Source organism: Kribbella sp. NPDC050820 (genome assembly GCF_040653975.1).
Taxonomy (GTDB): domain Bacteria; phylum Actinomycetota; class Actinomycetes; order Propionibacteriales; family Kribbellaceae; genus Kribbella.
On sequence record NZ_JBFAHB010000008.1, the window covers coordinates 120,229 to 142,178 of the forward strand.

General features: G+C 68.1%; 22 protein-coding genes and 2 tRNA genes. 12 read left to right on the plus strand and 12 right to left on the minus strand.

The window, feature by feature from the left end:
* A tRNA-Pro gene (locus AB0H36_RS10335) sits at positions 1–73 on the minus strand.
* A gap of 103 nt (positions 74–176) precedes the next feature.
* Here AB0H36_RS10335 and AB0H36_RS10340 point away from each other — a divergent pair.
* From AB0H36_RS10340 to AB0H36_RS10350, 3 genes are all read left to right on the plus strand, one after another.
* On the plus strand, positions 177–773 hold the full coding sequence (locus AB0H36_RS10340) for a formyltransferase family protein (RefSeq protein WP_360519704.1): 597 nt from the start codon (positions 177–179) through the stop codon (positions 771–773).
* Positions 774–797: 24 nt separating this feature from the next.
* Positions 798–1,004, plus strand: coding sequence for a hypothetical protein (locus AB0H36_RS10345; protein WP_360519706.1), 207 nt, complete (start codon positions 798–800; stop codon positions 1,002–1,004).
* 47 nt (positions 1,005–1,051) lie between these two features.
* Positions 1,052–1,122: transfer RNA gene (locus AB0H36_RS10350), tRNA-Gly, on the plus strand.
* 93 nt (positions 1,123–1,215) lie between these two features.
* Here the strand turns inward: AB0H36_RS10350 and AB0H36_RS10355 are convergent.
* The 3 genes from AB0H36_RS10355 to AB0H36_RS10365 all read right to left on the minus strand — a co-directional run bounded on the left by AB0H36_RS10355 (position 1,216) and on the right by AB0H36_RS10365 (position 2,796).
* Positions 1,216–1,425, minus strand: coding sequence for a hypothetical protein (locus AB0H36_RS10355; RefSeq protein ID WP_360519708.1), 210 nt, complete (start codon positions 1,423–1,425; stop codon positions 1,216–1,218).
* 282 nt (positions 1,426–1,707) lie between these two features.
* The gene (locus AB0H36_RS10360) at positions 1,708–2,079 is read right to left on the minus strand and encodes a DUF2750 domain-containing protein (RefSeq protein ID WP_360519853.1); all 372 of its coding nucleotides are present in this window, start codon (positions 2,077–2,079) and stop codon (positions 1,708–1,710) included.
* Between the two features lie 69 nt (positions 2,080–2,148).
* On the minus strand, positions 2,149–2,796 hold the full coding sequence (locus AB0H36_RS10365; protein ID WP_360519710.1) for a helix-turn-helix domain-containing protein: 648 nt from the start codon (positions 2,794–2,796) through the stop codon (positions 2,149–2,151).
* Positions 2,797–3,118: 322 nt separating this feature from the next.
* Here AB0H36_RS10365 and AB0H36_RS10370 point away from each other — a divergent pair, with 322 nt between their 5' ends.
* The 4 genes from AB0H36_RS10370 to AB0H36_RS10385 all read left to right on the plus strand — a co-directional run bounded on the left by AB0H36_RS10370 (position 3,119) and on the right by AB0H36_RS10385 (position 5,206).
* On the plus strand, positions 3,119–3,265 hold the full coding sequence (locus tag AB0H36_RS10370; RefSeq protein ID WP_360519712.1) for a hypothetical protein: 147 nt from the start codon (positions 3,119–3,121) through the stop codon (positions 3,263–3,265).
* A 601-nt stretch (positions 3,266–3,866) separates the two neighbouring features.
* Complete coding sequence (locus AB0H36_RS10375) at positions 3,867–4,076, plus strand: hypothetical protein (RefSeq protein ID WP_360519714.1); 210 nt, start codon at positions 3,867–3,869, stop codon at positions 4,074–4,076.
* Positions 4,069–4,620: a GrpB family protein gene (locus AB0H36_RS10380; protein ID WP_360519716.1), complete on the plus strand. Its 552-nt coding sequence runs from the start codon at positions 4,069–4,071 to the stop codon at positions 4,618–4,620. The genes AB0H36_RS10375 and AB0H36_RS10380 overlap by 8 nt, the downstream gene beginning before the upstream one ends.
* A gap of 19 nt (positions 4,621–4,639) precedes the next feature.
* Entirely contained in the window at positions 4,640–5,206 is a 567-nt protein-coding gene (locus AB0H36_RS10385; RefSeq protein ID WP_360519718.1) for an AAA family ATPase, read from the plus strand.
* Here the strand turns inward: AB0H36_RS10385 and AB0H36_RS10390 are convergent.
* Entirely contained in the window at positions 5,150–6,364 is a 1,215-nt protein-coding gene (locus AB0H36_RS10390; RefSeq protein ID WP_360519720.1) for an MFS transporter, read from the minus strand. The genes AB0H36_RS10385 and AB0H36_RS10390 overlap by 57 nt on opposite strands.
* A 192-nt stretch (positions 6,365–6,556) precedes the next feature.
* On the opposite strand from AB0H36_RS10390, the gene AB0H36_RS10395 reads away from it, so the two are divergent.
* From AB0H36_RS10395 to AB0H36_RS10415, 5 genes are all read left to right on the plus strand, one after another.
* A complete protein-coding gene (locus tag AB0H36_RS10395; protein WP_360519722.1) occupies positions 6,557–8,452 on the plus strand; it encodes a hypothetical protein in 1,896 nt (631 codons plus the stop codon).
* Between the two features lie 323 nt (positions 8,453–8,775).
* A complete protein-coding gene (locus AB0H36_RS10400) occupies positions 8,776–10,440 on the plus strand; it encodes an ABC transporter ATP-binding protein (protein ID WP_360519855.1) in 1,665 nt (554 codons plus the stop codon).
* Positions 10,437–12,308: an ABC transporter ATP-binding protein gene (locus AB0H36_RS10405; RefSeq protein WP_360519724.1), complete on the plus strand. Its 1,872-nt coding sequence runs from the start codon at positions 10,437–10,439 to the stop codon at positions 12,306–12,308. The genes AB0H36_RS10400 and AB0H36_RS10405 overlap by 4 nt, the downstream gene beginning before the upstream one ends.
* A gap of 171 nt (positions 12,309–12,479) precedes the next feature.
* Entirely contained in the window at positions 12,480–13,649 is a 1,170-nt protein-coding gene (locus tag AB0H36_RS10410) for an AAA family ATPase (RefSeq protein WP_360519726.1), read from the plus strand.
* A gap of 194 nt (positions 13,650–13,843) precedes the next feature.
* Positions 13,844–17,200, plus strand: coding sequence for a S8 family serine peptidase (locus tag AB0H36_RS10415; RefSeq protein ID WP_360519728.1), 3,357 nt, complete (start codon positions 13,844–13,846; stop codon positions 17,198–17,200).
* Between the two features lie 55 nt (positions 17,201–17,255).
* Here AB0H36_RS10415 and AB0H36_RS10420 read toward each other — a convergent pair whose 3' ends face one another.
* From AB0H36_RS10420 to AB0H36_RS10450, 7 genes are all read right to left on the minus strand, one after another.
* Entirely contained in the window at positions 17,256–18,092 is an 837-nt protein-coding gene (locus AB0H36_RS10420) for a hypothetical protein (protein ID WP_360519730.1), read from the minus strand.
* Positions 18,093–18,821, minus strand: coding sequence for a CDP-alcohol phosphatidyltransferase family protein (locus AB0H36_RS10425; protein WP_360519732.1), 729 nt, complete (start codon positions 18,819–18,821; stop codon positions 18,093–18,095).
* A gap of 165 nt (positions 18,822–18,986) precedes the next feature.
* Complete coding sequence (locus AB0H36_RS10430) at positions 18,987–19,427, minus strand: nitroreductase family deazaflavin-dependent oxidoreductase (RefSeq protein ID WP_360519734.1); 441 nt, start codon at positions 19,425–19,427, stop codon at positions 18,987–18,989.
* A 24-nt stretch (positions 19,428–19,451) separates the two neighbouring features.
* Positions 19,452–19,814 (minus strand): metalloregulator ArsR/SmtB family transcription factor, encoded by a 363-nt coding sequence (locus AB0H36_RS10435; protein ID WP_360519736.1) that lies wholly within the window; start codon positions 19,812–19,814, stop codon positions 19,452–19,454.
* Positions 19,811–20,248, minus strand: coding sequence for an SRPBCC domain-containing protein (locus AB0H36_RS10440; protein WP_360519738.1), 438 nt, complete (start codon positions 20,246–20,248; stop codon positions 19,811–19,813). The genes AB0H36_RS10435 and AB0H36_RS10440 overlap by 4 nt, the downstream gene beginning before the upstream one ends.
* A 56-nt stretch (positions 20,249–20,304) precedes the next feature.
* The gene (locus AB0H36_RS10445; protein WP_360519857.1) at positions 20,305–20,757 is read right to left on the minus strand and encodes a hypothetical protein; all 453 of its coding nucleotides are present in this window, start codon (positions 20,755–20,757) and stop codon (positions 20,305–20,307) included.
* Positions 20,758–20,799: 42 nt separating this feature from the next.
* Positions 20,800–21,894 (minus strand): PP2C family protein-serine/threonine phosphatase, encoded by a 1,095-nt coding sequence (locus AB0H36_RS10450; RefSeq protein ID WP_360519740.1) that lies wholly within the window; start codon positions 21,892–21,894, stop codon positions 20,800–20,802.
* Positions 21,895–21,950 lie beyond the last annotated feature (56 nt).

The following is a 21,950-nucleotide window of genomic DNA, read 5'->3' on the forward strand; positions in this document are numbered from 1 at the left end:
TCGGGGCGACAGGACTCGAACCTGCGGTCTCCTGCTCCCAAAGCAGGCGCGCTAGCCACTACGCTACGCCCCGCAGTGACCGCCCGAGTCTAGTCGACCCGACCCGGTGCACGCGAAATCACCCTCCCATACCGGCTCAGGAGGCCGTCATCCGGATCGTGAGCCTGCATGCCTCGATGTCCGGATACCGATTGGTGTCCGACTGGGCGGCGCGGTGCGGCCACGAGCTCGCCCTGGTCGTCACACCGAGTGCGGAGGAGCCGATCCGTCGTTACGGGAGTGATCAGAACCCGCTCGCGGAGCAGGTCCCGGACCTGGGTCGGCCGTGCCTCCCGACTGATCAACTGGTCGCGATCGCGGCTCCCGCGGTGGCCGCCGTACAGCCTCACCTGGTGATCTCGGCGACCCCTCCCCGGCTGATCCCGCCGGAGTTGACGGGCATTCCGCCGTACGGCGCTGTGAATCTGCACCCTTCCGCGCTGCCGCGGGGGCGTGGTCCGAACCCGCAGCGGCTGATCTATGCGAGTGACCGGACTGCGGGAGCCACGTTGCAGCGTACGGCGGCGTCGTTCGACACCGGCGCGATCATGTCCCAGCGCGAGGTCCCGCTGCCCGAGCCGCTCAGCGCCCGCGGTCTCCGCGAGCTGTGGGCCACCCCCCTCGACGCGGTGCTCGAGGAGGGTGTGTCACGGTTGCTGGCCGGCGATCCCGGCGTACCGCAGGACGACTCGCTCGCGACCGCGGCGCCGCATTTCACCCAAGGCGAGCGCTAGCTGGACCTGACGGAATCGGCTTCGTTGCTGCAACGCCGTACCGCCGCGTCGAACCTGGCGGCGCCGTCCGCGCTCGCCCGAGTCGACCCGCAGGACGTCATGGTGCTGAGCATCGAGGCGCTCAACAGCCCGCCGTACGACGTGGAACCCGGGGCCCTGATCACCTGGGAAGCCGACGAGCAGGTCCTCGTCCAATCAGGAACCGCCCCCATCCGGCTACGCATCTGCTAACCGGTTTGCCAACCCCCGACCCCCATGTGGAATCATGTCCGAGCACCGCGGGTGTAGCTCAATGGTAGAGCCCCAGTCTTCCAAACTGGCTACGCGAGTTCGATTCTCGTCACCCGCTCGAAACGCGAAAGGCCCCTAACCACAGGGAATCTGAGGCTAGGGGCCTTCGTCATGCGGAGACCTACTTCGAGCGGCGTGCCCTCCACGTGCCCTAACTGGTTGGGACCAGCGCCCCGGCGGTCCCTTCGTCGTCATCGGGCGTGCCCTCGGTCGCGGCCTTGAGCTGGCGCTCCACCAGCTCGTTCAGTCGGTCGGCGATCTCCCGTGCCCGCTCATCGGTCGCGTGCTGATAGATGAGCGCGGCTCGCATCGTCGACTGCCCCATCCGATGCAGCAGCTCCTTGGTCGACGCGCCACTCATCGCGGCCAGTGGTTACCCGTGTGACGCAGGTCATGGAACTGACCCCAGCCGGCAGGCCAGCCTCCGCAACACAAGTTGTCCACTCGACCGTCGTACGCCAGCTTCCCCGCTTGGGAGTACTGCCGCGCTCCCCCGTGAACACCAGCGCATCCGACGCAGCCCTACGAACTCCTCCAAGTGCTCGACCAGTACCGGGCCGAGGATCGCCGGGATGGTCACGTCGCGCTCGGAGGCTTCAGACTTCGGCGGAACGAGCACCAGCTGGCCTGGGTTTGGCAGCTATCAAGGGGACGGGGCAGGTGTGGCGTCAAGGCGAGCGATGACCTCAGCCGCCGTAAACTCGTAGCCGACTGCACGTGCACCGGTCCAGTTCAGGCCGACGAGAAGCCCGTCCTGCCCTAGGCCCGGCAGCCAGCGCTCACGCCAGCTTGCAAGGTCGAGTTCCTCGGGGTCGAACCCGGAGTAGGCAGGCACTCGTTTGATGATCCGGCGCACGCGAGCCTCGCTGGACCAGAAGGGTTGAGCCCGCCGACCTTGCGAGTTACTGGGGGCTGGGTAGCCGCCAGCGTCACGCACGGTCCAGAGGCGTCCTGTCCGATTGACCTCAGTGAAGAAGGCGGCTGCTTGTGCGGCACTCTGACTCATGCGGTCCATCTTCACGGCTAGCCTTGGCTCGCGACCACCGTCCGAGCTGCGAGCCGCCAGGTCGTGCCTCCACGTGCCCTAACTGGCGGTCGGTCGCGGTCGCTCAGGGGGTGCTGTGGGGATGGGTTTCAGGCCTAGACGCCCGGTCCGCGCAGGCGACGGGCCGAGCTGACTTTCGAGCTCGGAGATGTCGTGCTCGGCGAACAGGAGCTCGGCACCGACACGGAATGATCGCAACTTCCGGGACGCGATCAAGTCGAAGAGTGCGGAACGTTGCACGCCGAGCCGCTCTGCCGCCTCGTCCAACCCGAGCATCTGGGGGGCCGGGCTGCTGCGGAATCTCTCCAGGTCCAGGTCGTACCAGCTCTGCTGCTGCAGCCAGAGGAAGTACTCGCGATCAATCCAGCGCGAGCCGATCGTGGTGGTCTCAGCCAGGAACTCGTCCAGGAGATCAAACAGGCCCTCCACAGCAGCGCGGTCATCCGCCGGACTGAGCGGGCGAACGGCCTGCGGTACCACGAGCCGCGTGACCAGGGCGGGCCACACGAGGTTGTTGCCGTCGTTCAGCTTGAGGACCAGGAACTCCCTGAAACCGGCGAGGAGTTCCGGTCGCCCAAACGACAAGCCGGTGACGAAGCTGACAAGCTGGTCATAGGTCAGCTCCGACCGCCCGAAGAACATACCCGGCCGAAGGCGCACGGTGCGGAGCAACTCTCGGTAATCCACGTTCGTGACCCTTCGTGGTTGGGCTGCGAGCTGAGCCATCTTGCCCAATGCGCTCGGAAGGAGCTGACCCCAGTCCGACCCAACGAGCGATTACGTGGGTCCGCCAGGGGCAAGTGGGGACACTCGGCGTGCACAGGTTGAGGCTCATGGCCAGACGGTGAGCAGTCCCTCGCCGCCGCCGTGCCAGGATCGTTGTGTGGATTCAGTTGTGAGCGCTGCTCGGCTCGAGTGGTGGGCTAATGGGTCGACCTGTCTGGCCGCTTTCGAGGTCTCTGTGACGATCTCGGTTGGGGACCACGGGTGGGAGGCGACAGGTCAGCTCGTGCGGATCGAGGAAGGCGAGGATCTGGCCTTCTTCCGTGGCCTGGATGATGCCTTCGACCTCTGCCTTCCAGGCGAGAGCGCCGTCGCCGTCATCGTGACGGTTCTGACGCCGGCTGGGAGCTTTGCGCTGGCAGAGGCTCAGTAAGACTGAGGCGATCAGCTACCCGGGACGCCGTGCCGGCCTGGGTCGGCAGTTGTCTTGAGAACGGGACGACCTGCCGTGCCGCTCCGCACTCCGCCTAGCCCCAGGTCAATGCATGCGACGAGCGGAAGTCCAACAGCAGTCGAGGCGTTTCGGGGGTCAGGAGATGAGGTCGTTGAGGGGGATGCCTTCGGTTGCCAGGGTTTGGTGCATCCAGCGGCGCATTTGGTCGTTCGAGATGTCCGGGCTTCAGTGGGCGTCTGCCGTGTGTCAGGGCGGAGGGAGCCGGGCAGGCTGGCGGCGGTGTTGGCCAGTAAGCGGATCAGTTCGTGGTGGTCGTCGACGGTTTCGCCGCCGATGGCGCCGGGGTCTCGTCGGAGGTAGGCGATCGTGCGGATGCTGGCCAGGGCGTTGTGAATGAGGATCACGTGCGCGCGTGCGGCCAGGTTCTGGGCGCGACGTTCTCTTCTCCGCATGCGGGTAAATCATCCAGGCATCGCTAGAGGAGGACGGGCTCACGGTGTCGTGTGATCATGTGCGGGTGATTCCGCGGCCATTCTTCGATCGCCCGTTGCAGAGGGAGCCGTTGTGGTGGTGCGGGATTGTGGTGGGTCTGGTTGTCGGGGTCGTCTACGGGGTGCAGGAAGACCTTGGGGCGGCGGACTTCGTGTTCCAGGTCGTGGTCGGGACCTTGTTCTTCACCTGGTGGGTGGCCGGGCTGCTGCTGTCGACTGTTCGGCACTACTTCCGGCGTCGGCAGGCGAGCGCGGTGACCGAGGACGAGGCGCTCTCGGATCGGGGGCAGGATGGGTGAAGGGGTTGTTGTCGTCGGGTATGACCCGGGGTGGGTCGAGTTGTTCGGGGAGGTGGGGCGGCGGCTTCGGGGGGAGCTCGGGGAGGTGGGGCTGCGGATCGATCATGTGGGGTCGACGGCTGTGGTTGGGCTTGATGCGAAGCCGGTGATCGATGTTCAGGTTTCGGTGGCTTCGTTCGAGCCGTTGGAGGCGTATCGGGGGCCGATCGAGCGGGCCGGGTTTGTTTACCGGGCGGGCAATCCTGAGCTGACCAAGCGGTACTTCCGGGAGGCTCCGGGTGAGCGCCGCACTCATGTGCACGTCCGGCGGGCGGGGTCGTTCTCCGAGCAGTTCACCTTGTTGTTCCGGGACTTCCTGCGGACGCATCCCGAGCGAGCAAATGCCTACGCGGAGCTGAAATACCAACTGGCGAAGCGGTTCTCGGCGCCGGACCAGCGGCAGGACTACGTCGACGCGAAGACGCCGTTCATCTGGGAGACCATCCAGCAGGCTGATGCCTGGGCTCAAGCGACCGGCTGGGAGCCTCCGCCGTCCGACTGCTGACAGGCGTAGGGTCTCCCAGGTGCCGAAGGTCGGGGATGAGTCGTCACGATTGGTCGTGCTTCGAGGGAACTCAGCCTCGGGCAAGAGCACCACAGCGCAGGAGGTACGGCGACGAGTCGGCCGCGGAGTCGCCTGGGTCGAGCAGGACTACCTGCGGCGAATCCTGCTCCGCGAGCACGACCGGCCGGCCGCGCCCAACATCGGCCTGATCGACCAGACGGTCCGGTACGCGCTCGACAACGGCTACCACGTCATCCTCGAAGGCATCCTCTACAGCCCGACGTACGGCGCGATGGTCCGCCAGTTGATCGCCGACCACGCCGGCCACACGGGCGTGTACTACTTCCAGCTCCCCTTCGAGGAGACCGTACGGCGACATCACACCAAGCCGTCGTACGGCGTCACCGCGGACAAGCTGCGCGACTGGTACCAACCGTGCGACCTCCTCGGCGTACCGGGCGAGCAGATCATCGACTCCACCAGCACGCTCGACGACACGACCACCCGCATCATCACCGACCTCTCCTGGTCATCGGGCGGCCAGATCGCCCACCCACTCGAGGACAGCAACCTTGCGGAGGGGTGAAAGGACCGCGACAAGCGTGCCGATGAGCATGGCGGCCGTGGACAGGAGGAGGGTGGGGCGGAGGCCGAGGGTGGTGGCTAGTAGGCCCGACGTGAGGGCGCCTAGGGACTGCCCGCCGATCACCAGAGTGCGCCAGGTGGCTGTGACCTGAGCTAGGGAACTGGACGGGACCAGCGACTGTCGCAGAGTGCGCTGGGGAACGGCGAACAGCGACATGCCCAGCCCGGCCAATGCCTGGCCCAGCAAAACGACCGGAGCGAAGCCGACCGCCAGCGCAGCACCGGTCAGGGACGCTATGAACTGCCCTGTGATGTAACCGCGCCCGATGCCGACCAAGCGGATCCACCCAGGCGCGATCAGCGACCCGACAATGGCGGCCGCTCCAAAGACCGTGATTGCCACCCCGACAAGCGCAGGCGCCCACTGGAGCTCGCGGACCAGGTAGAGAACGATCAGCGGCCCCTGCAACGAGCCGGCAATCGCACCGACCGTCGCGGACACCGCCAACGGCGCCAGCACCGGACTGCCGAAGATCGTCCGCAGCCCGTCCGTCAGCCGCACCTCCGACCGCTCAGCCACCTCACGCCGAGGCTCACGGATCAGGTACGACGCCACCGCAGACACCACGTACGACGCCGCATCGAACAAGATCGCAAACGGCGCAGTCACCACCTGCACCAGCAACCCCGCCACAGAAGGCCCCGCTGTCGACGCCACGTTCAGGTTGAGCAGGTGCGCGCTGTTGGCTCGGATCAGCTCGTCACGCGGCACCAGCGCGGGCATCAAAGTCATCGACGCGGTCTCGGACAGCAGCGTGAACACACCGGCCAGCACGGCCACGACGTACAACTGCCACATCCCCAACGCACCCACAGCCGCCGCGGCCGGGATGGACCCGAGCAGGACTGCCCGCCCAACGTCCGTCACCACCAGCACCCGCCGCAGCGACCACCGGTCCACCCAAACACCGGCCGGCAACCCGAAGACGAGGTGCGGGGCCACAGTCAGCGCCGCCATCACACCCATCTCCACAGGCGACGCATGCAGGGTCAGTACGGCGACCAGCGGCAGCGCGACCGTGGTGATTGCACTCCCCGACGCCGACACCAACTGCCCGACCCACAGCTTCCGGAACTCGCCCCTGACGACCCAAGCCATGCCCGGCAACCTGTCACCGAGCACATTCGCCCGACTACACCTGTTCGCCCCCGGCAGAGCCTGTTCACCACCCGCGAAACCCGGCACACAGTCTGGACCAGGCCGGTAAGCGCTTCCGTTACCGGTGGTTACTGGCTAGGGTGCCGCCCTGTGTCGACGGGCGCGCTGGGGAGCGGCGCCGAGGGGGTTCTTGTGGTCAGGTTGCGGGTCAAGGCGGCCGCGGTCGCCTGTGCGATCGCTCTGGTACCGGTGCTGGCGAGTCAGGTGATGGCAGCCGATCCACCGGAGCACCTGGGCGAAGGCGTACTGGTCACACCCCGAACGCCCACGGCACAGGTCGGCGACGTCGGCCTCTCCGGCGCCCGGGTGGTGACGACAGACCGGACCGACCAGACGCTCTGGGAGACCAGCAACAACGGCACGACCTGGACCGCTACGGGCGGCACGAACGACACCAAGCCCTTCCAGCTCGAGGGCTCGTCCCTGCTCACCTACCAGGCGGGTACGGCGAAGGTCGGCGGCCTCACGTTCCCCGCAGCGGACGAGGTGATCCTCGGCAAGGGCGGCAAGCTCGTCTCCCACCGCACCCCCAACGCGGCGAGCGCAGAGGTGTACGACGTCGCCACCAAGACCAAGCTGGCCGACTACGCCCCGCCGTTCGCCATGTCCGACAGCACGGTCTGGAAGGTCACCGACCCCGGACAGCTCACCGGCAAGGACCTCGCCACTGGCACCGTCAAGACAGTCCTGGTCGCCAGCAACTGTGCAGTCGGACCGGACCGCGTCAACGGCCGCTGGGCCCTGCTGAACGGCTGCGGCCAGGTGGTGGACGTGAAGGGCCCACAGGCCCCGCGCAACCTCACCGTCGCCGCCGACTCCCAACTCGGCAACGGCTTCACCGTCCAGACGACCACCGACCAGAACCTCCTCGTCACTGACCTGAACGACCCGGACCTCGGCCAGCGCACCTACGGACCGGTCCGGCAGCCCGCCGCCATCCGCGCCGACGGCTCCGGCCTGGCCAAGATCGTGTACGCCGACCCGGACTCGAAGGCCCGCGTCATCACCCTGAGCTGGCTCACCGCCGACCCGCAGCAGCGCCCGGATACGGTCGCTCCCGTGCTAACCAGCGCGTCGGCAGGCGACCGCATCCGCGACAACACGAGCCTGTCCTTCGAGTGGGCGTACACCGACCCGCAGGACCCCAACTCCCCCGCGACCGGCGTCGACTCGTACGACCTACGCATCCAGCAGCGCCCGAACCGCACATCGCCGTACGGCGCCTGGAATCAAGTCCCCTCGTGGCAGGGCCTGAAGACGACGGGCGCGAGCTACACCGCAGCGATTGGCACCGACACGTGCTGGCAGGTCAGGGCACGCGACTACGCGGGCAACGTGAGCGCCTGGAGCACGTCGTACTGCAGCGAGGTCGACGGTACGGCGCCTACGCTGCAGACACTCCGAATCGGCGACCGGGTCGCCGTCACGGCGCCGGTGACGTTCCGCTGGGCCTACAAGGACGACACCGACGTGGAGTCGTACGACGTGGTCTACAAGATCGCCGCACCGGGCGTTGCTCTGGGTAAGTGGATCTACCCGCCGATCTGGCAGAACACCAAGATCACGTCGATTACCTGGACCCCGCGGCTGGGCTGGGACGAGTGCTTCCTGGTCCGCTCCCGCGACTACCTGGGCAACCTGTCCGCCTGGTCGCCGCAGATCTGCGCCGTCGCGCCCCAGGACGACCGCGCCCTCACCTCGGCCGGGTCGGTGACGCGGTCGACCAGCACGCTCGCGTTCCAGGGCACAACGTCGATCCTGAAGGCGAACGGCGCATATCTGACCAAGACCGCGGAGGCCGGCGCCCGGATCGCCCTGGTCGCGATCCACGGACCCGGGCAGGGCCGGGTCGACATCTACCACGCGAACATCAAGATCGGCACAGTCTCGCTGGCAGCGACCACGACGGCCCGCAAGGTGACCTACCTGCCGATCACGCCGTTCCGGACCGGCGCGGTCAAGATCGTCTCCACCTCCACGGCGCCGGCCACGATCGACGGCATCGCGTTCCTGCGGGTCAATCCGTAGACCTATCGCGATTCGTAATCACTGTGACCCCCGTCACCGCGTGGTGGCGGGGGTCGCCTATTGCGACACGAGGTTATTCATCGCCGGGGAATGGAATTCGAGGGACAAGCGCTTACCCGTAGGCGATACTGGAAAGTGCGCCGTTTTCCGGTGGCAACCCCCACGATCCGAGCATGATGGGAAGTGCGCCCGTCCAGATGCCCTCAGAGAGACCTGCCCAAGCGCCGTCGATTGCAGCCCCTACCACCAGAGCACCCGAACGCAGCCGCAACCTCTGGCGGCTCCGCCCCTATCTCCGACCACACCGCTGGCGCTTGGTGACGATGTTCTCCACCGCCATGCTGGGCGTCGGCGTCAGCCTCACCGTCCCCCTCGTCACCAGGGCCATCATCGACGGCCCGGTCACCCGCCGCGAGCTCGATCTGCTGGTCCCGCTGGCACTGCTCGCCCTCGGCCTCAGCATCTCCGAAGTGATCCTGGTCTGGGTCCGCCGCTGGGCCCAGTCCCGGACGGTCAGCGACCTCGAGGCCACCCTCCGGCACGACCTGTATGTGCGGTTGCAGTCCCTCCCGATGGAGTTCCACACCCGCTGGCAGAGTGGCCAGCTGCTCTCCCGGGTCACCACCGACCTGTCCACCATCCGCCGGTTCATGGGCTTCGGCCTGCTGTTCCTGGTGATGAACATCCTCCAGCTTGTGGTCGTCACCACCCTGCTGCTGCGGCTGTACTGGCCGCTCGGTGTCGTCGTGCTCGCGGCAGCGGTGCCGATCATCGTGGTGTCGCTCAAGTTCGAGCACAAGTACCTGGTGATCTCCCGGAAGGTCCAGGACCAGCAGGGCGACCTGGCCACCCGGATCGAGGAATCCGCGCTCGGTTTCCGGGTGATCAAGGCGTTCGGCCGGCGCCAGCACGTCCAGCAGCAGTTCGACGACGGCGCCATCACCCTGTTCAACACCTCCGTCGACAAGGTCCGGCTGGCGTCGCGGTTCTGGAGCTTCCTGGGCGTGATCCCCAACCTGACCCTGGTGGTCGTGCTGCTGCTCGGCGCGCTCGCCGTCGGCCGGGAGGCGATCACCCTCGGCACCCTGGTCGCCTTCATCACGCTGATGCTGTCGCTGATCTGGCCGGTCACGTCGCTCGGCGCCATCCTGGCGATGGCGCAGGAGTCGATGACCGCGGCGGACCGGATCAGCGAGATCCTGGACACCTGGTCCACCATCCAGTCGGGCGACGAGGAGCTGGCGAACCCCCGCGGCCACCTGCGGTTCGAGAACGTCAGCTTCCGGTTCTCCCCCGACTCCCCCGAGGTCCTGCACGACGTCAACCTCGACCTCACCCCCGGTACGACGCTCGCCCTGGTCGGCGCCACCGGGTCCGGCAAGACCACCCTGACCGCACTGGTTCCACGCCTGTACGACGTGACCGGCGGGCGGATCACGCTGGACGGGCACGACGTCCGGGACCTGACCCTGCAGTCGCTGCGCGGCGCGGTCGCGTCCGCGTTCGACGACCCGACGCTGTTCTCGATGAGCGTCCGGGAGAACCTCACCCTCGGCCGGCCGGACGCGACCGAGGCAGAGATCGAGCAGGCCCTTCAGGTCGCGCAGGCCGAGTTCGTCAACGACCTGCCGTGGGGCCTGGAGACCCGCGTCGGCGAGCAGGGCATGTCGCTGTCCGGTGGCCAACGGCAACGGCTTGCGCTGGCCCGGGCGGTGCTCGCCAAGCCCGCCGTCCTGGTGCTCGACGACACGCTGTCGGCACTCGACGTACACACCGAGGCGCTGGTCGAGGAGGCGTTGCGCAACGTGCTCTCCGACACCACCGGCATCGTGGTCGCGCACCGCGCGTCGACGGTGATGCTGGCGGACAAGGTAGCCCTGCTCCAGAACGGCACGATCACCCACGTCGGCACGCACCAGGAGCTGCTGACCGACGTACCGGCGTACCGGCTGCTGCTCGCGGCCGAGGAAGAGGAGGTGCACGCATGACGACAACGCAGCAGACACCTCCTGAGTCCGACGCCGAGGAGGAGAAGTCGGCGGAACAGTCCTGGCGGGGGTACTTCGAGGACGAGGGCGACCGGGAGTTGTCGAGGGCAACGACCATCCGGTTGAAGGAGGACTCGCGTAAACTCCTCGGCGAGCTGCTCCGGCCGTATTCCAAGATGATCTGGCTGCTGGTCGTGATCGTCGTGGTCGAGAACGCCGCCCGGCTCGCGGTGCCGTACCTGGTCCACCTCGGCATCGACAACGGCATCCCGCCGATCCTCGCCGGCGAAGGTCCACGAACCCTGATCACGATCGTGGTCACGGTCTTCGTGATGGCGTTGGTGCAGGCCTTCGCCCGGCAGCTGTTCCTGATGCGGTCCGGCAAGCTCGGCCAGACCATCCTGCTCGGGCTGCGCCGCCGGGTGTTCGACCACTTCCAGCGGCTCAGCCCGGCGTTCCACGACAAGTACACCTCCGGCCGGGTGATCTCCCGGCTCACCTCGGACGTCGGTGTCATCGACGAGATGCTGGCCAACGGGTTCGACAGTCTGGTCACGGCGCTGCTCACCCTGATCGGCACCGCGATCCTGCTGCTGACCTTGGACTTCAAGCTCGGTCTGCTGGCGTTGCTGTCGTTCCCGGCGCTGATCCTGATCACCGCCTGGTTCCGGCGCCGGTCCGCCGTGGTGTACCGCCGTACCCGCGAGGCCGTCGTACTCGTCATCGTGCACTTCGTCGAGTCGATGACCGGCATCCGCGCGGTCCAGGCGTTCCGCCGCGAGCCGCGCAACGAGGAGATCTTCCACGGCGTCAACGACAAGTACCGGGAAGCCAACCTCGAGTCGTTCCGGCTGAACGCGATCTTCATGCCGTCGATCAAGGGCGTCGGCAACATCACCATCGTCGCGATCCTGGCGTACGGCGGGTACCAGGCGTACCACGGTCACGTGACGGTCGGGGTGCTGACCGCGTTCCTGCTCTACCTGCGGCAGTTCTTCGAGCCGCTGCAGGACATCTCGCAGTTCTACAACACCTTCCTGTCCGCGAGCGCGGCCCTGGAGAAGCTGTCCGGGGTGCTCAACGAGAAGCCCGACGTACCGGAGCCGGTCAAGCCGGTGCGACCGGGCAAGAGCCGGGGACACCTGGAGCTGCGCAAGGTGCAGTTCCAGTACGTCGACGGCGTCTCGGTGCTGCCTGGCCTCGACCTCGACGTGCCGGCGGGGCAGACACTCGCGCTCGTCGGTACGACAGGTGCGGGCAAGACCACGATCGCCAAGCTGGTGGCGCGGTTCTACGACCCGACCAGCGGTCACGTGCTGCTGGACGGGTCCGACCTGCGCGACCTCACCGAGGACGACCTGCGCCAGCGGGTGGTGATGGTGACGCAGGAGAACTTCCTGTTCACCGGGACGGTCGCGGACAACATCCGGTTCGGCAAGCCGGCCGCCACGCTGGACGAGGTGGTCGAGGCGGCCAAGGTGATCGGCGCGCACGACTTCATCATGGCGCTGCCTGAAGGGTACGAGACTCAGGTGGAGAAGCGCGGCAGCAGGCTGTCGGCCGGGCAGCGGCAGTTGGTTGCGTTTGCCCGGGCGTTCCTGGCGGACCCCGCTGTACTGATCCTGGACGAGGCGACGTCGAGCCTGGACATCCCCAGCGAGCGGCTCATCCAGCGCGCGCTGCGGACCATCCTGGCCGACCGTACGGCGATCGTCATCGCCCACCGCCTGTCCACGGTCGAGACGGCGGACCGCGTCCTGGTCCTCGAGTACGGCCAGATCATGGAAGACGGCTCCCCCGACAACCTCATAACCACCGGCGGCCGCTACGCCGGCCTCCACCAAGCCTGGGAAGAGTCCCTAGCCTGATTCAACCGCGGTAGCGGGCGCGTGGGGTCCTCCCCACGCGCCCGCTACGCATGCTCCTCCGTCGCCCGCCAGTCAATCACCGGGTTGCCAGTTGTTGCCCTCTGCAACCTGCGGGCCAACTGCGACCGTCTTCCGTCGGGTTCTGTCGGTGGGGGTGGGTAGCGTGAGGGCATGTTGACTACGTTGGCGGTGGAGAATTATCGGTCGCTGCGGCGGTTGGTGATGCCTCTGCGGGGGCTCAACGTGGTGACCGGGGCGAACGGGACCGGCAAGTCCAGCCTCTACCGCGCGCTCCGCCTGCTCGCTGACGCCTCTCGTAACGGTGCCGTAGCCGCGCTTGCCCGGGAAGGCGGCCTGCAGTCGACGTTGTGGGCAGGACCGGAGCATGTGCGCAAAGACAGGCCGGTTCAGGGCACCGTCCGGACCGGGCCGGTGGCGCTGCGGATGGGGTTCGCGTCGGACGACTACGGGTACGCCGTCGACTTCGGGATGCCGATTCCGGTCAGCGGCGTGCGGAGCGAGCCGTCGGCGTTCAACCTCGATCCGGAGATCAAGCGGGAGTCGTTGTGGGCCGGCCCGTTCCTGCGCCCGGCCGCGCTGCTGATGGAGCGTGGCGGTGGCGGCGCGCGCATCCGCGACAGCGACGGGCGGTGGCAGGACGGCGGGCATGTGCTCCAGCCCTTCGACAGCATGCTCAGCGAGTTCGCCGACCCGCAACGGGCACCGGAGCTACTTGCTCTGCGTGAACGCATGCGGGCCTGGCGGTTCTACGACCACGTCCGGACCGACACCGACGCACCCGCTCGACGTGCGCAGATCGGCACGCGGACGACGATCCTCGATCCGGAGGGCGCCGACCTAGCGGCCGCGCTGCAGACCATCCGAGAGATCGGCGCGAAGGGCGCCCTCGACGAGGCGGTCGAGCTGGCGTTCCCCGGCAGCCGGGTGGAGATCGTCAGCACCGCCGGCCGCTTCGAGATCGCCTTTCGCCAGCACGGCCTGCTCCGCCCACTCTCCGGCGCCGAGCTGTCGGACGGGACCCTCCGCTACCTCCTCTGGGTCGCCGCCCTCCTCACCCCGCGCCCACCCGAGCTCCTGGTCCTCAACGAACCCGAAACCAGCCTGCACCCCGACCTCCTCCCGGCCCTCGCCAATCTGGTCGTCACGGCCGCCAAGGACACCCAGGTCATCGTCGTCACCCATTCCCGCCCGTTCCTGGCCGCCCTCGACGCCCTGACCGACGACCTCCACACCATCGAGCTCGTCAAGGACCACGGCGCCACCACCATCGACGGCCAGCGCCCGCTCGACGAACCACCGTGGAAGTGGCCCACCCGCTGAGGTCTAGCCGGGGTCGGAGTTCTGGCATAGCCTCGGCTCAGGCCGGCACCGTGGGGGTGCCTGCCGTACGCCGGTACCCGGGGGGTTCGGTCACAGGACTGAGGGGTCTGCTGCGTCGACCTGGCGTCTGCCCGACGTCCCATGTCTGTCTCCTTGTGGTGACGGCGTCTTTCCGCCTTCACAGGAGGCCGCGCATGAGGTCACCGATCCACCGACGAACAACTCGACGTACCACCCTGGCCGGCCTGTCCGCCGGCCTGCTGCTCGCCGCCACGTTGCCGGCGCTGAGCGCGTCAGCCGCCGACCCGTCCCCCACCGCGCCGAACGGCCGGCCCTGGACGGCGACGCCGCTGACCGTCGCCAGTACGGTCAACGGGGCCAAGTCGCCCAGCGGTCAGCTGGCCAAGAGCGACCCGAATCTCGTCAACAGCACGTCGACCAAGCAGGTCCGGGTCGTCGTCAAGCTCGACTACGACTCGCTCGCCTCGTACCGCGGCGGCCTGAAGGGCCTGCCCGGCACCAGCCCCTCGGTCACCGGCAAACGGCTCGACACCAAGAGCGCCAACTCGGCCAAATACCTGAAACACGTCACCGCGATGGAGAACGACTTCCTCGCCGCCATGAGCACGAGGGTTCCGAGCGCGAAGGCCGGCCAGAAGCTGCGCACCGTGTACGGCGGTGTCGCCGTCAGCCTGCCCGCGAACAAGGCCCGCGACCTGCTGAAGCTGCCCGGCGTGGCGGCGGTTCAGCCCGACAATCCGCAGCAGCTGCTGACCGACTCCAGTGCCTCCTTCATCGGGGCTCCGGCGATCTACAGCCAGCTCGGGGGCTCGGCCAACTCCGGCAAGGGCATCGTCGTCGGCATCCTCGACAGCGGCGCCTGGCCGGAACACCCGTCCTTCACCGATCCCGGCACGCTGCCGGCGCCGCCGCCGAAGGCGGACGGCACCCCGCGGACGTGCGACTTCGGCGACAACCCGTTGACACCGGCCGCGGACCCGTTCGTCTGCAACCGCAAGCTCATCGGCGGCCAGCCGTTCCTCGACACGTACAACGCGGTGATCGGCGGCGACGTCTACCCCGACAGCGCGCGTGACTCGAACGGCCACGGCACCCACACCGCCACCACCTCGGCCGGTGGACCGGTCGCGAACGCCAACCCGCTCGGTATCGACCGCGGCCCGATCGCCGGCATCGCGCCGGCCGCGGCCGTCTCGGTCTACAAGGTCTGCGGCGCCGAGGGCTGCTTCCCGTCCGACTCCGTCCAGGCCGTCGCACAGGCCATCCTCGACGGCGTCCGGGTGATCAACTTCTCGATCTCCGGCGGCAGCAACCCGTACAGCGACCCGGTCGAGCTCGCTTTCCTCGACGCGTACGCCGCCGGCGTGTTCGTCTCCGCCTCGGCCGGAAACTCCGGTCCGGGCGCGAACACGACCGACCACCGCAGCCCGTGGGTCACCACGGTCGCCGCGTCCACGCAGAGCCGTACTTTCCGCTCGACGGTCACGCTGAACGATCCCGGTGGCGCGCTCGAGACTGCCACCATCTCGGGTGCGACGATCACGGCGGGCCTGAGCACCGCGGCACCGGTCGTCCTCGGCTCGGCGCCGCCGTACAACAACGCGCTGTGCAACACGCCCGCACCTGCAGGCCTCTTCGCCGGGAAGATCGTCGCCTGCCAGTTCAGCCCCGGCCGCGTGATGAAGGGGTTCAACGTCCGGCAGGGCGGTGCCGTCGGCATGCTCATGTACAACGCCGCACCGGCCGATGTGTTCACCGACAACCACTGGTTGCCGACCGTGCACCTCGAGAAGCCTGACTCCGACACGCTGCTGGCATTCCTCGCAGCGCACCCCGGCACCACCGCATCGTTCACGCAGGGCGCCACGGCCACCTGGCAGGGCGACGTGATGACGCACTTCTCGTCGCGTGGCCCCGGTGGCGACTTCCTCAAGCCCGACGTCACCGCGCCCGGCCTGCACATCATGGCCGGCGCGACTCCGACGCCGGAGTCTCCGGCCGAGGGACCGCCCGGGAACCTCTACCAGGTGATCGCCGGTACGTCGATGTCCTCGCCGCACGTGGCCGGTTCCGCTGCGCTGGTCCTCGCCCTAAACCCGTCCTGGACGCCGGGCCAGATCAAGTCCGCGCTGGAGACGACCGCCAAGACGTCGGTCACCAAGCCCGACCGCGTCACCCCGGCCGACCCGTTCGACTACGGCGGCGGCCGGATCGACCTGACCAAGGCCGGCAATCCCGGCCTGACGCTGGACGAGACGGCGGCCAACTACGCCGCGTCGGCCACCGACCCGCTGAACCGGATCGACCTGAACCTGCCGTCGGTCAACGCGCCGACCATGCCGGGCGTGATCACTGCCGAGCGAGTCGTCAAGAACGTCACGAACCAGACGCTCACCTTCACCGCCTCCGGCACAACGGTCAACGGCGCCAGCATCAGCGTGCTGCCGCCGGCGTTCCAGGTGAAGCCCGGTAAGACGCAGAAGCTGACGATCGCCATCACCGCACCCGCCCTGCCCGACGGCCAGTACTTCGGCCAGGTCAACCTCAAGCAGGTCGGCGGCAGCCGGGCCCTGCACCTTCCGGTGGCGTTCTTCCGCCAGGAGGGCATCGTGCCGGTCGACCAGACCTGCACTCCGTCCACCATCGCCCGCAACACCGGGCAGTCGACCTGCACCGTGACCGTGCAGAACAACAGCCTGCAGACCACGGACGTCACCGCGGTCAGCACGCTGAGCTCGCAGTTGCGGCTCAACAGCGTCACTGGCGCGACCAAGATCGGCACGCAGGTCGCGACCAAGACGGCAACGCTGGCAGGGCGCCAGCCGGACGCGCCGGGCATCGCGCCGGGCTCGTTGGCTGGGTACATTCCGCTGGACGCGTTCGGGGTCACGCCGACCCCGATCGGAGACGAGCAGGCGCTCAACTTCAACGTCCCGCCGTTCGTGTACGCCGGCCAGACGTACAGCCAGATCGGGGTCACCTCCAACGGGTACTCCGTCGTGGGTGGAGCGTCCGGGGACGACGTGCAGTTCCTGCCGCAGACGCTGCCCGACCCAGCCCGGCCGAACAACGTGCTGGCGTCGTACTGGACCGACCTCGACGGCACCGGGGCGCCGGGCGTCTTCGCCACCATCCTCACCGACGGGGTGAGCGACTGGGTCGTCCTGGAGTGGCGGGTGAACCTGTTCGGAACGACCAGCCTGAAGGTGTTCCAGCAGTGGATCGGCGTCAACGGCACCGAGGACATCACGTACGCCTACGACCCGGCCAACCTTCCCGGCAGTCCGCCCGCAGGCTACGGCCTGACGGTCGGCGCCGAGAACTTCGAGGGCACGGCCGGCGGCCAGATCACCGGCCCGCCGGTCACGGACTACCGGGTGACTAGCACGCCTGGGGCTCCGGGCGGTTCGATGACCTACTCGATGAACATCAAGGGTGTGCAACGCGGTACCGGCACGGTGACGACCGGCACCTCCACGCCACTGGTCAAGGGCATCACGATCGAGGTCGACAGGATCATCGTGAACTGACGACCTGACCGTCGCCCTGGCATCCGGGCCGGACCCCCGCGGGGTCCGGCCCGGATCAGTCCTTGACGGATTCGAAGCGGACGAGGATCACCGAGCCGATGGCGGACAGGACGAAGCCGGTGACGGCTCCGGGCCACCAGCCGGCGCGGACGGCGTCGTCCAGGACGAAGACGCCGACGGCGGCGGGGGTGATGGTTTGGAGGGCGATCATCGGGGTGGTGGCGAGGGTTACCGAGCCTCGTTGAAGGGCCAGGGAGTAGAGAATGAAGGCGAGCGCGCCGCTGAGGACCAGGGTGTAGGTGGTCGGGCTGCGGAGGACTTCGGCGATCGAGCCGTCCTGCAGCAACCGCGCTGAGATGGCGACTCCGGCGTACCCGAGGCCGGCGAGCAGGCCCAGCAGCGCTGTGGAGACGCCGTGCTGGGAGCGGCTGGCGATGGCGCCGAGTACGGCGATGACCACGAGGCCGACGATGAGGCCGATCGTGAGGCCCTGGTGACGGGTGCTGTCACCCGCATGACCGGCTGAGACGGCGAGCAGGCCGAGGCCGACGCAGACTGCGACCACGGCGGACCACTCGAGCGCGCTCAGCTGGTCCGACATCAGCCGGGTCGCGAGCAGGGCGGTGACGACCAGGCTGACGGCGATGCCGGCCTGGGCGAGGTAGAGCGGAAGCAGGCGCAGGGCAACGAAGTGCAGCGCGAAGCCGGCCAGGTTCAGCAGCAGCGCCGCGAGGAACGCAGGCTGCTTGAGCAGTGCGACGACAAATCCACCGAGCCGCCGCGGGTCAAGCTCCGACTCGGTCGGCACCGCACGCGAACCGACGGCCTGCAGGATCGACGCGATACCGAACAGCAAGGCGGCACCGAGTGCCGCGCCGAGACCTAGGACCACTCACACGGCCTTGCGCCGAGGCACCCAGAAGGTCAGGTACAGGCTGAGGACGGCGTAGTACAGCAGGTAGGACAGCGAGATCGCGACCACGATCGCGTTCGGGTCCGGCATCTGGGCGAGGAGTACGGCGTATGCCGCCAGCCAGACCGCCGTCGTGAGCAGGTTCATGGACCGGAACGCCTTGGTCCGGGACGGGTAGACGTACTTGACCGGGATGAACACCAGGATCGAGCAGACCACCAGGATGACGCCGGTGGTGACCGGGCTGAGGCCGAGGATGACGACGTAGAAGGCGACCACGTTCCAGTAGCTGGGGAAGCCGAGGAAGAAGTGGTCGTCGGTCTTCGCGTCGACCCGGCAGAACTGGTAGCTGGAGGCAAGCAACGGCAGGGCGGCCAGGACCGCGCCCCAGGCGCCGGACGGCAGGTAGTCGCCGGTCCAGAGCAGCACGATCGGCGCGAACGCGTAGGTCAGGTAGTCGACGATGTTGTCGAGCATCGCGCCGTCGAACCACGGGATGGTCTCCTTCACCCGCAGCCGACGTGCGAGCATCCCGTCGGTTCCGTCGATCACCAGCGCGGCCAGGCCGAGCCAGAGCGCCCGGACGGCGTCGCCGTCGATGGCGGCGATGACGATCAGCAGCGCGAGCACCGTTCCGCTCGCGGTATAGGCATGCAGTGCCAGTCCGGCCAGACGCAACCGCGTCGACCCGACGAACGGTTCCTGCACCGCGTCGTGTGTGGTCAGGACGACTCCCAGAACTCGGTCGACGCAGCGCGCCGGACTACCCCGGCCAGCGTCTCACAAGCCGAGGCCTGTCCCGGTGACCACCTGCCCATCCGGGCCGGATCTGTGCGCGGACTTAACCGACCGTCCGCGCACAGAGCACGGGGACTAGCCGACCGGCTCCAGGACGAACTGCGGGATCTTCCGGCTGGTCTTGGTCTGGTACTCGGCGTACGGCGGGTAGGCCGCGACCGACCGCTCCCACCACTCGTCGTACTCCGCGCCCTCGATCTCGCGGGCGACGTACTCCTTGGTGACCTCACCGTCCTGCAGCGTGAGCTTCGGGTCGGCCTTGAGGTTGTAGTACCAGACCGGGTTCTTCGGCGCGCCGCCGAGCGAGGCGACGGCGGCGTACACACCGTTGTGCTCGACCCGCATCAGCGGGACCTTGCGGATCTTGCCCGACTTGGCGCCGCGCATGGTCAGCAGCACGACCCGCATCCCCATGATGTCGACCACCTCGGTGGTCCCGGCCGCCTCGACCTTCTCCACCTGGGTGCGCACCCAGTCGGTCGGGCTCGGCGCGTACTCGTCGTTGTTCGATGTCATGTCATCAATTCTAATGGTGACGCGTCACCCATCAATAGTCCTCGGCGCGTCGAGTTGGGCCTCGACCTGCGCGGTCTCGGCGATCTCGGCGATGATCCGCAGCCGATTGTCCCACTGGGCCGCGACGTCTGCCATCCACTCTGCGGTCGCGGTCAGAGCGGCGGGGCGAAGCTCGAAGCGGACCTCACGACCCTCACGCCGACTCTCCACCAGACCGGCCTCCCGCAGTACGGCGAGATGTTGCACGACCGCCTGCCTGGTCACGGGCAACTGCCCCGCCAGCGAGGTGGCCGTCCCACCACCCGTCGCGGCGAGCAACTCCACGACGACCCGCCGTGTCGGGTCACCCAACGCCTCGAGCACCCCTTCGACATGTACGGCGGTCACAGCGTCGGCGCCAACTCAGTGAGCGCAGCGAGACCACCGTCCCAACCCTGCGCCGACTCCTCGGCCCGCTTCGCCTGCTCCTCGACCGACACGTCCAGCCGATCGAACCCGCTCTCCACCACGTGCAACCTGGTCCCCTCACCTTCCGGCGTGATGGTGAACTCGACGAGGTTCGAGTTCCCCAGCGCGACATCCACGCCCGGATCCACCGCATACCGGTAAGCGAACCGCCGGCCCGGCTCCACCTTCTCCACGAACCCGCGATACTCCCCGTGCTCGTCCCAGCGCATCACCAGCCGCCCACCCGGCCGCAGGTCGATCTCCGCACCGCCGAACGCATACCACCGGGCGAAGTTCTCCGGGTGGGTCACCGCCGCCCACACCACCTCGGGCCGCGCATCGACATACACCTCACGTTCCACCCTGCTGTCCATACCTCCACCCTGCCACTCAACCGATCGATGTGCAAGTCACGACTTGCACATCACGCTCAGACCGCGCAGGATTGGAGCTGGGTGGCGGTGGCGATGGTGGCCTCGACCCAGCGGCGGCGGAGGAAGTGGGCCTTCAGCAACCGGTGGGCGCCGTCCAGCACGACCAGGCGGCCGCGGTAGGCGACCAGGTTGACCGGGTGGTCGAGGTCGGCGTCCATCACCCGCTGGTAGTGGGCCCGGAAGTTCATCGGGGTGGCCGCGACCTGGTTCGGCGTGACCTTGAACCGCTCGCCGTCGAGCTGCCACAGCGGCAGGTCGAACATCCAGGCCAGGTCGGCGACCTCGACCGGCTCGACCTTGAGATCGAGCTCCCACAGCTTCTCCAGCTGCCAGCGGTACGGCGGGAACACCTCGCGCACCGAGTCCGGCATCATCGCGAGCAGCTCTTCGAACGAGACGTCGGGCGCACTCAGGTCCGAGTTCGCATCGAAGGAGACATCCTTGTCCATCGTCACGACCGAGCAGGCTACGCCATCGGCGGACCGCCCCCGCTAGCCGTGCGCCGTCCTGTGGATGATCACGACCGCGGAGTCGTCACCCGGACCACCGGCCGCCGCGACGAGCTCGGCCGCGCCGCCCTCGAAGCCCTGTGCGACAAGGCGTTCCGCGTGCCCGGCGAGCCGGTCGGTGCCCCGCCCGATGTCGCGCCGCGGCGTCTCGACCATCCCGTCGCTGTAGAGGAACAACGCGTCGCCCGGCTTCAACTGCCCGTGGTTGACCTCGAACTCCGGCGCCTCCAGCAGCCCGAGCAGCGGCCCGTCGGACTCCTTCGTCAGCCACCGCCCCGACCACGCGTCGAACTGGATCGCCGGCGGATGACCGGCCGTCCGCACGTCGAAGTCCCCGCTCTTCAGATCGACCGCGACGTGGACGACAGTGGCGAAGTCGTCGTCCCAGTCCTGCCGCCGCATGTACCGGTTCGCCGACGGCAGGAACTCCACCACCGGTACGACGCCGAGCAGTCCACCGAACGCACCGGACAGCAGCAGCGCTCGCGTGCCCGCGTCGATTCCCTTGCCCGAGACATCGACCAGCGCGACCTCCAGCACGTCGCCACGGGTCGTCGAGACGACGAAGTCGCCGGAGAACGTCGAGGTCCCCGCGGGCCGGATCGCGGCCTCGGCCCACCAGCCGGACGGCAGGTCCGGCAGCACGCCCTGGGCGGTGAGCGTGTCACGCAACTCCGTCAGCATCGACTCGCTGCGCGTCCCCGGGACGCCGAGCCGGCTGCGGACCTTCGCCGAGGTGATGACGATCCAGCCGACGATCCCGAGCACCAGGACGAACCCGGTCTTCGGCAGGTCCGGCGGCCGCGACATCACGATGTAGGAACCGGCGGCCAACGTGATCAGGGTCAGCGCCACCAACTGCCGGAAGCGCAGCAGCAGACCGCCGAGGAGCAGCGGGACGACCAGCAGCGAGGCCGGCACGTGATTCGGCCACGCAAGGCTGCAAGCGCTGCTGACGAGTGCCGTCAGCAGCAAAACGACGAACGCCATCTGGTGCGAACGGCGCGCGCGCCGTGCCAGTGCTTCAGCCCTGCGGCTGAGCCGTCGTACCTCAGCGAGACCGCGGCTCCTGTTCATGGTGTGAAGAAGATAACGGGACTCCCCGGTCCGCGCATCCACTCGTAACACAACTG

Bases quoted from the DNA above. Each gene is read 5' to 3' on its own strand.
- AB0H36_RS10405 (WP_360519724.1), top strand. From the start codon at position 10,437: ATGACGACAACGCAGCAGACACCTCCTGAGTCCGACGCCGAGGAGGAG.
- AB0H36_RS10430 (WP_360519734.1), bottom strand. From the start codon at position 19,427: ATGACATCGAACAACGACGAGTACGCGCCGAGCCCGACCGACTGGGTG.
- AB0H36_RS10390 (WP_360519720.1), bottom strand. From the start codon at position 6,364: ATGGCTTGGGTCGTCAGGGGCGAGTTCCGGAAGCTGTGGGTCGGGCAG.
- AB0H36_RS10445 (WP_360519857.1), bottom strand. From the start codon at position 20,757: ATGGACAAGGATGTCTCCTTCGATGCGAACTCGGACCTGAGTGCGCCC.
- AB0H36_RS10380 (WP_360519716.1), top strand. From the start codon at position 4,069: ATGGGTGAAGGGGTTGTTGTCGTCGGGTATGACCCGGGGTGGGTCGAG.
- AB0H36_RS10355 (WP_360519708.1), bottom strand. From the start codon at position 1,425: ATGAGTGGCGCGTCGACCAAGGAGCTGCTGCATCGGATGGGGCAGTCG.
- AB0H36_RS10415 (WP_360519728.1), top strand. From the start codon at position 13,844: ATGAGGTCACCGATCCACCGACGAACAACTCGACGTACCACCCTGGCC.
- AB0H36_RS10360 (WP_360519853.1), bottom strand. From the start codon at position 2,079: ATGGACCGCATGAGTCAGAGTGCCGCACAAGCAGCCGCCTTCTTCACT.
- AB0H36_RS10340 (WP_360519704.1), top strand. From the start codon at position 177: ATGTCCGGATACCGATTGGTGTCCGACTGGGCGGCGCGGTGCGGCCAC.
- AB0H36_RS10400 (WP_360519855.1), top strand. From the start codon at position 8,776: ATGTTCTCCACCGCCATGCTGGGCGTCGGCGTCAGCCTCACCGTCCCC.
- AB0H36_RS10410 (WP_360519726.1), top strand. From the start codon at position 12,480: ATGTTGACTACGTTGGCGGTGGAGAATTATCGGTCGCTGCGGCGGTTG.
- AB0H36_RS10440 (WP_360519738.1), bottom strand. From the start codon at position 20,248: ATGGACAGCAGGGTGGAACGTGAGGTGTATGTCGATGCGCGGCCCGAG.
- AB0H36_RS10450 (WP_360519740.1), bottom strand. From the start codon at position 21,894: ATGAACAGGAGCCGCGGTCTCGCTGAGGTACGACGGCTCAGCCGCAGG.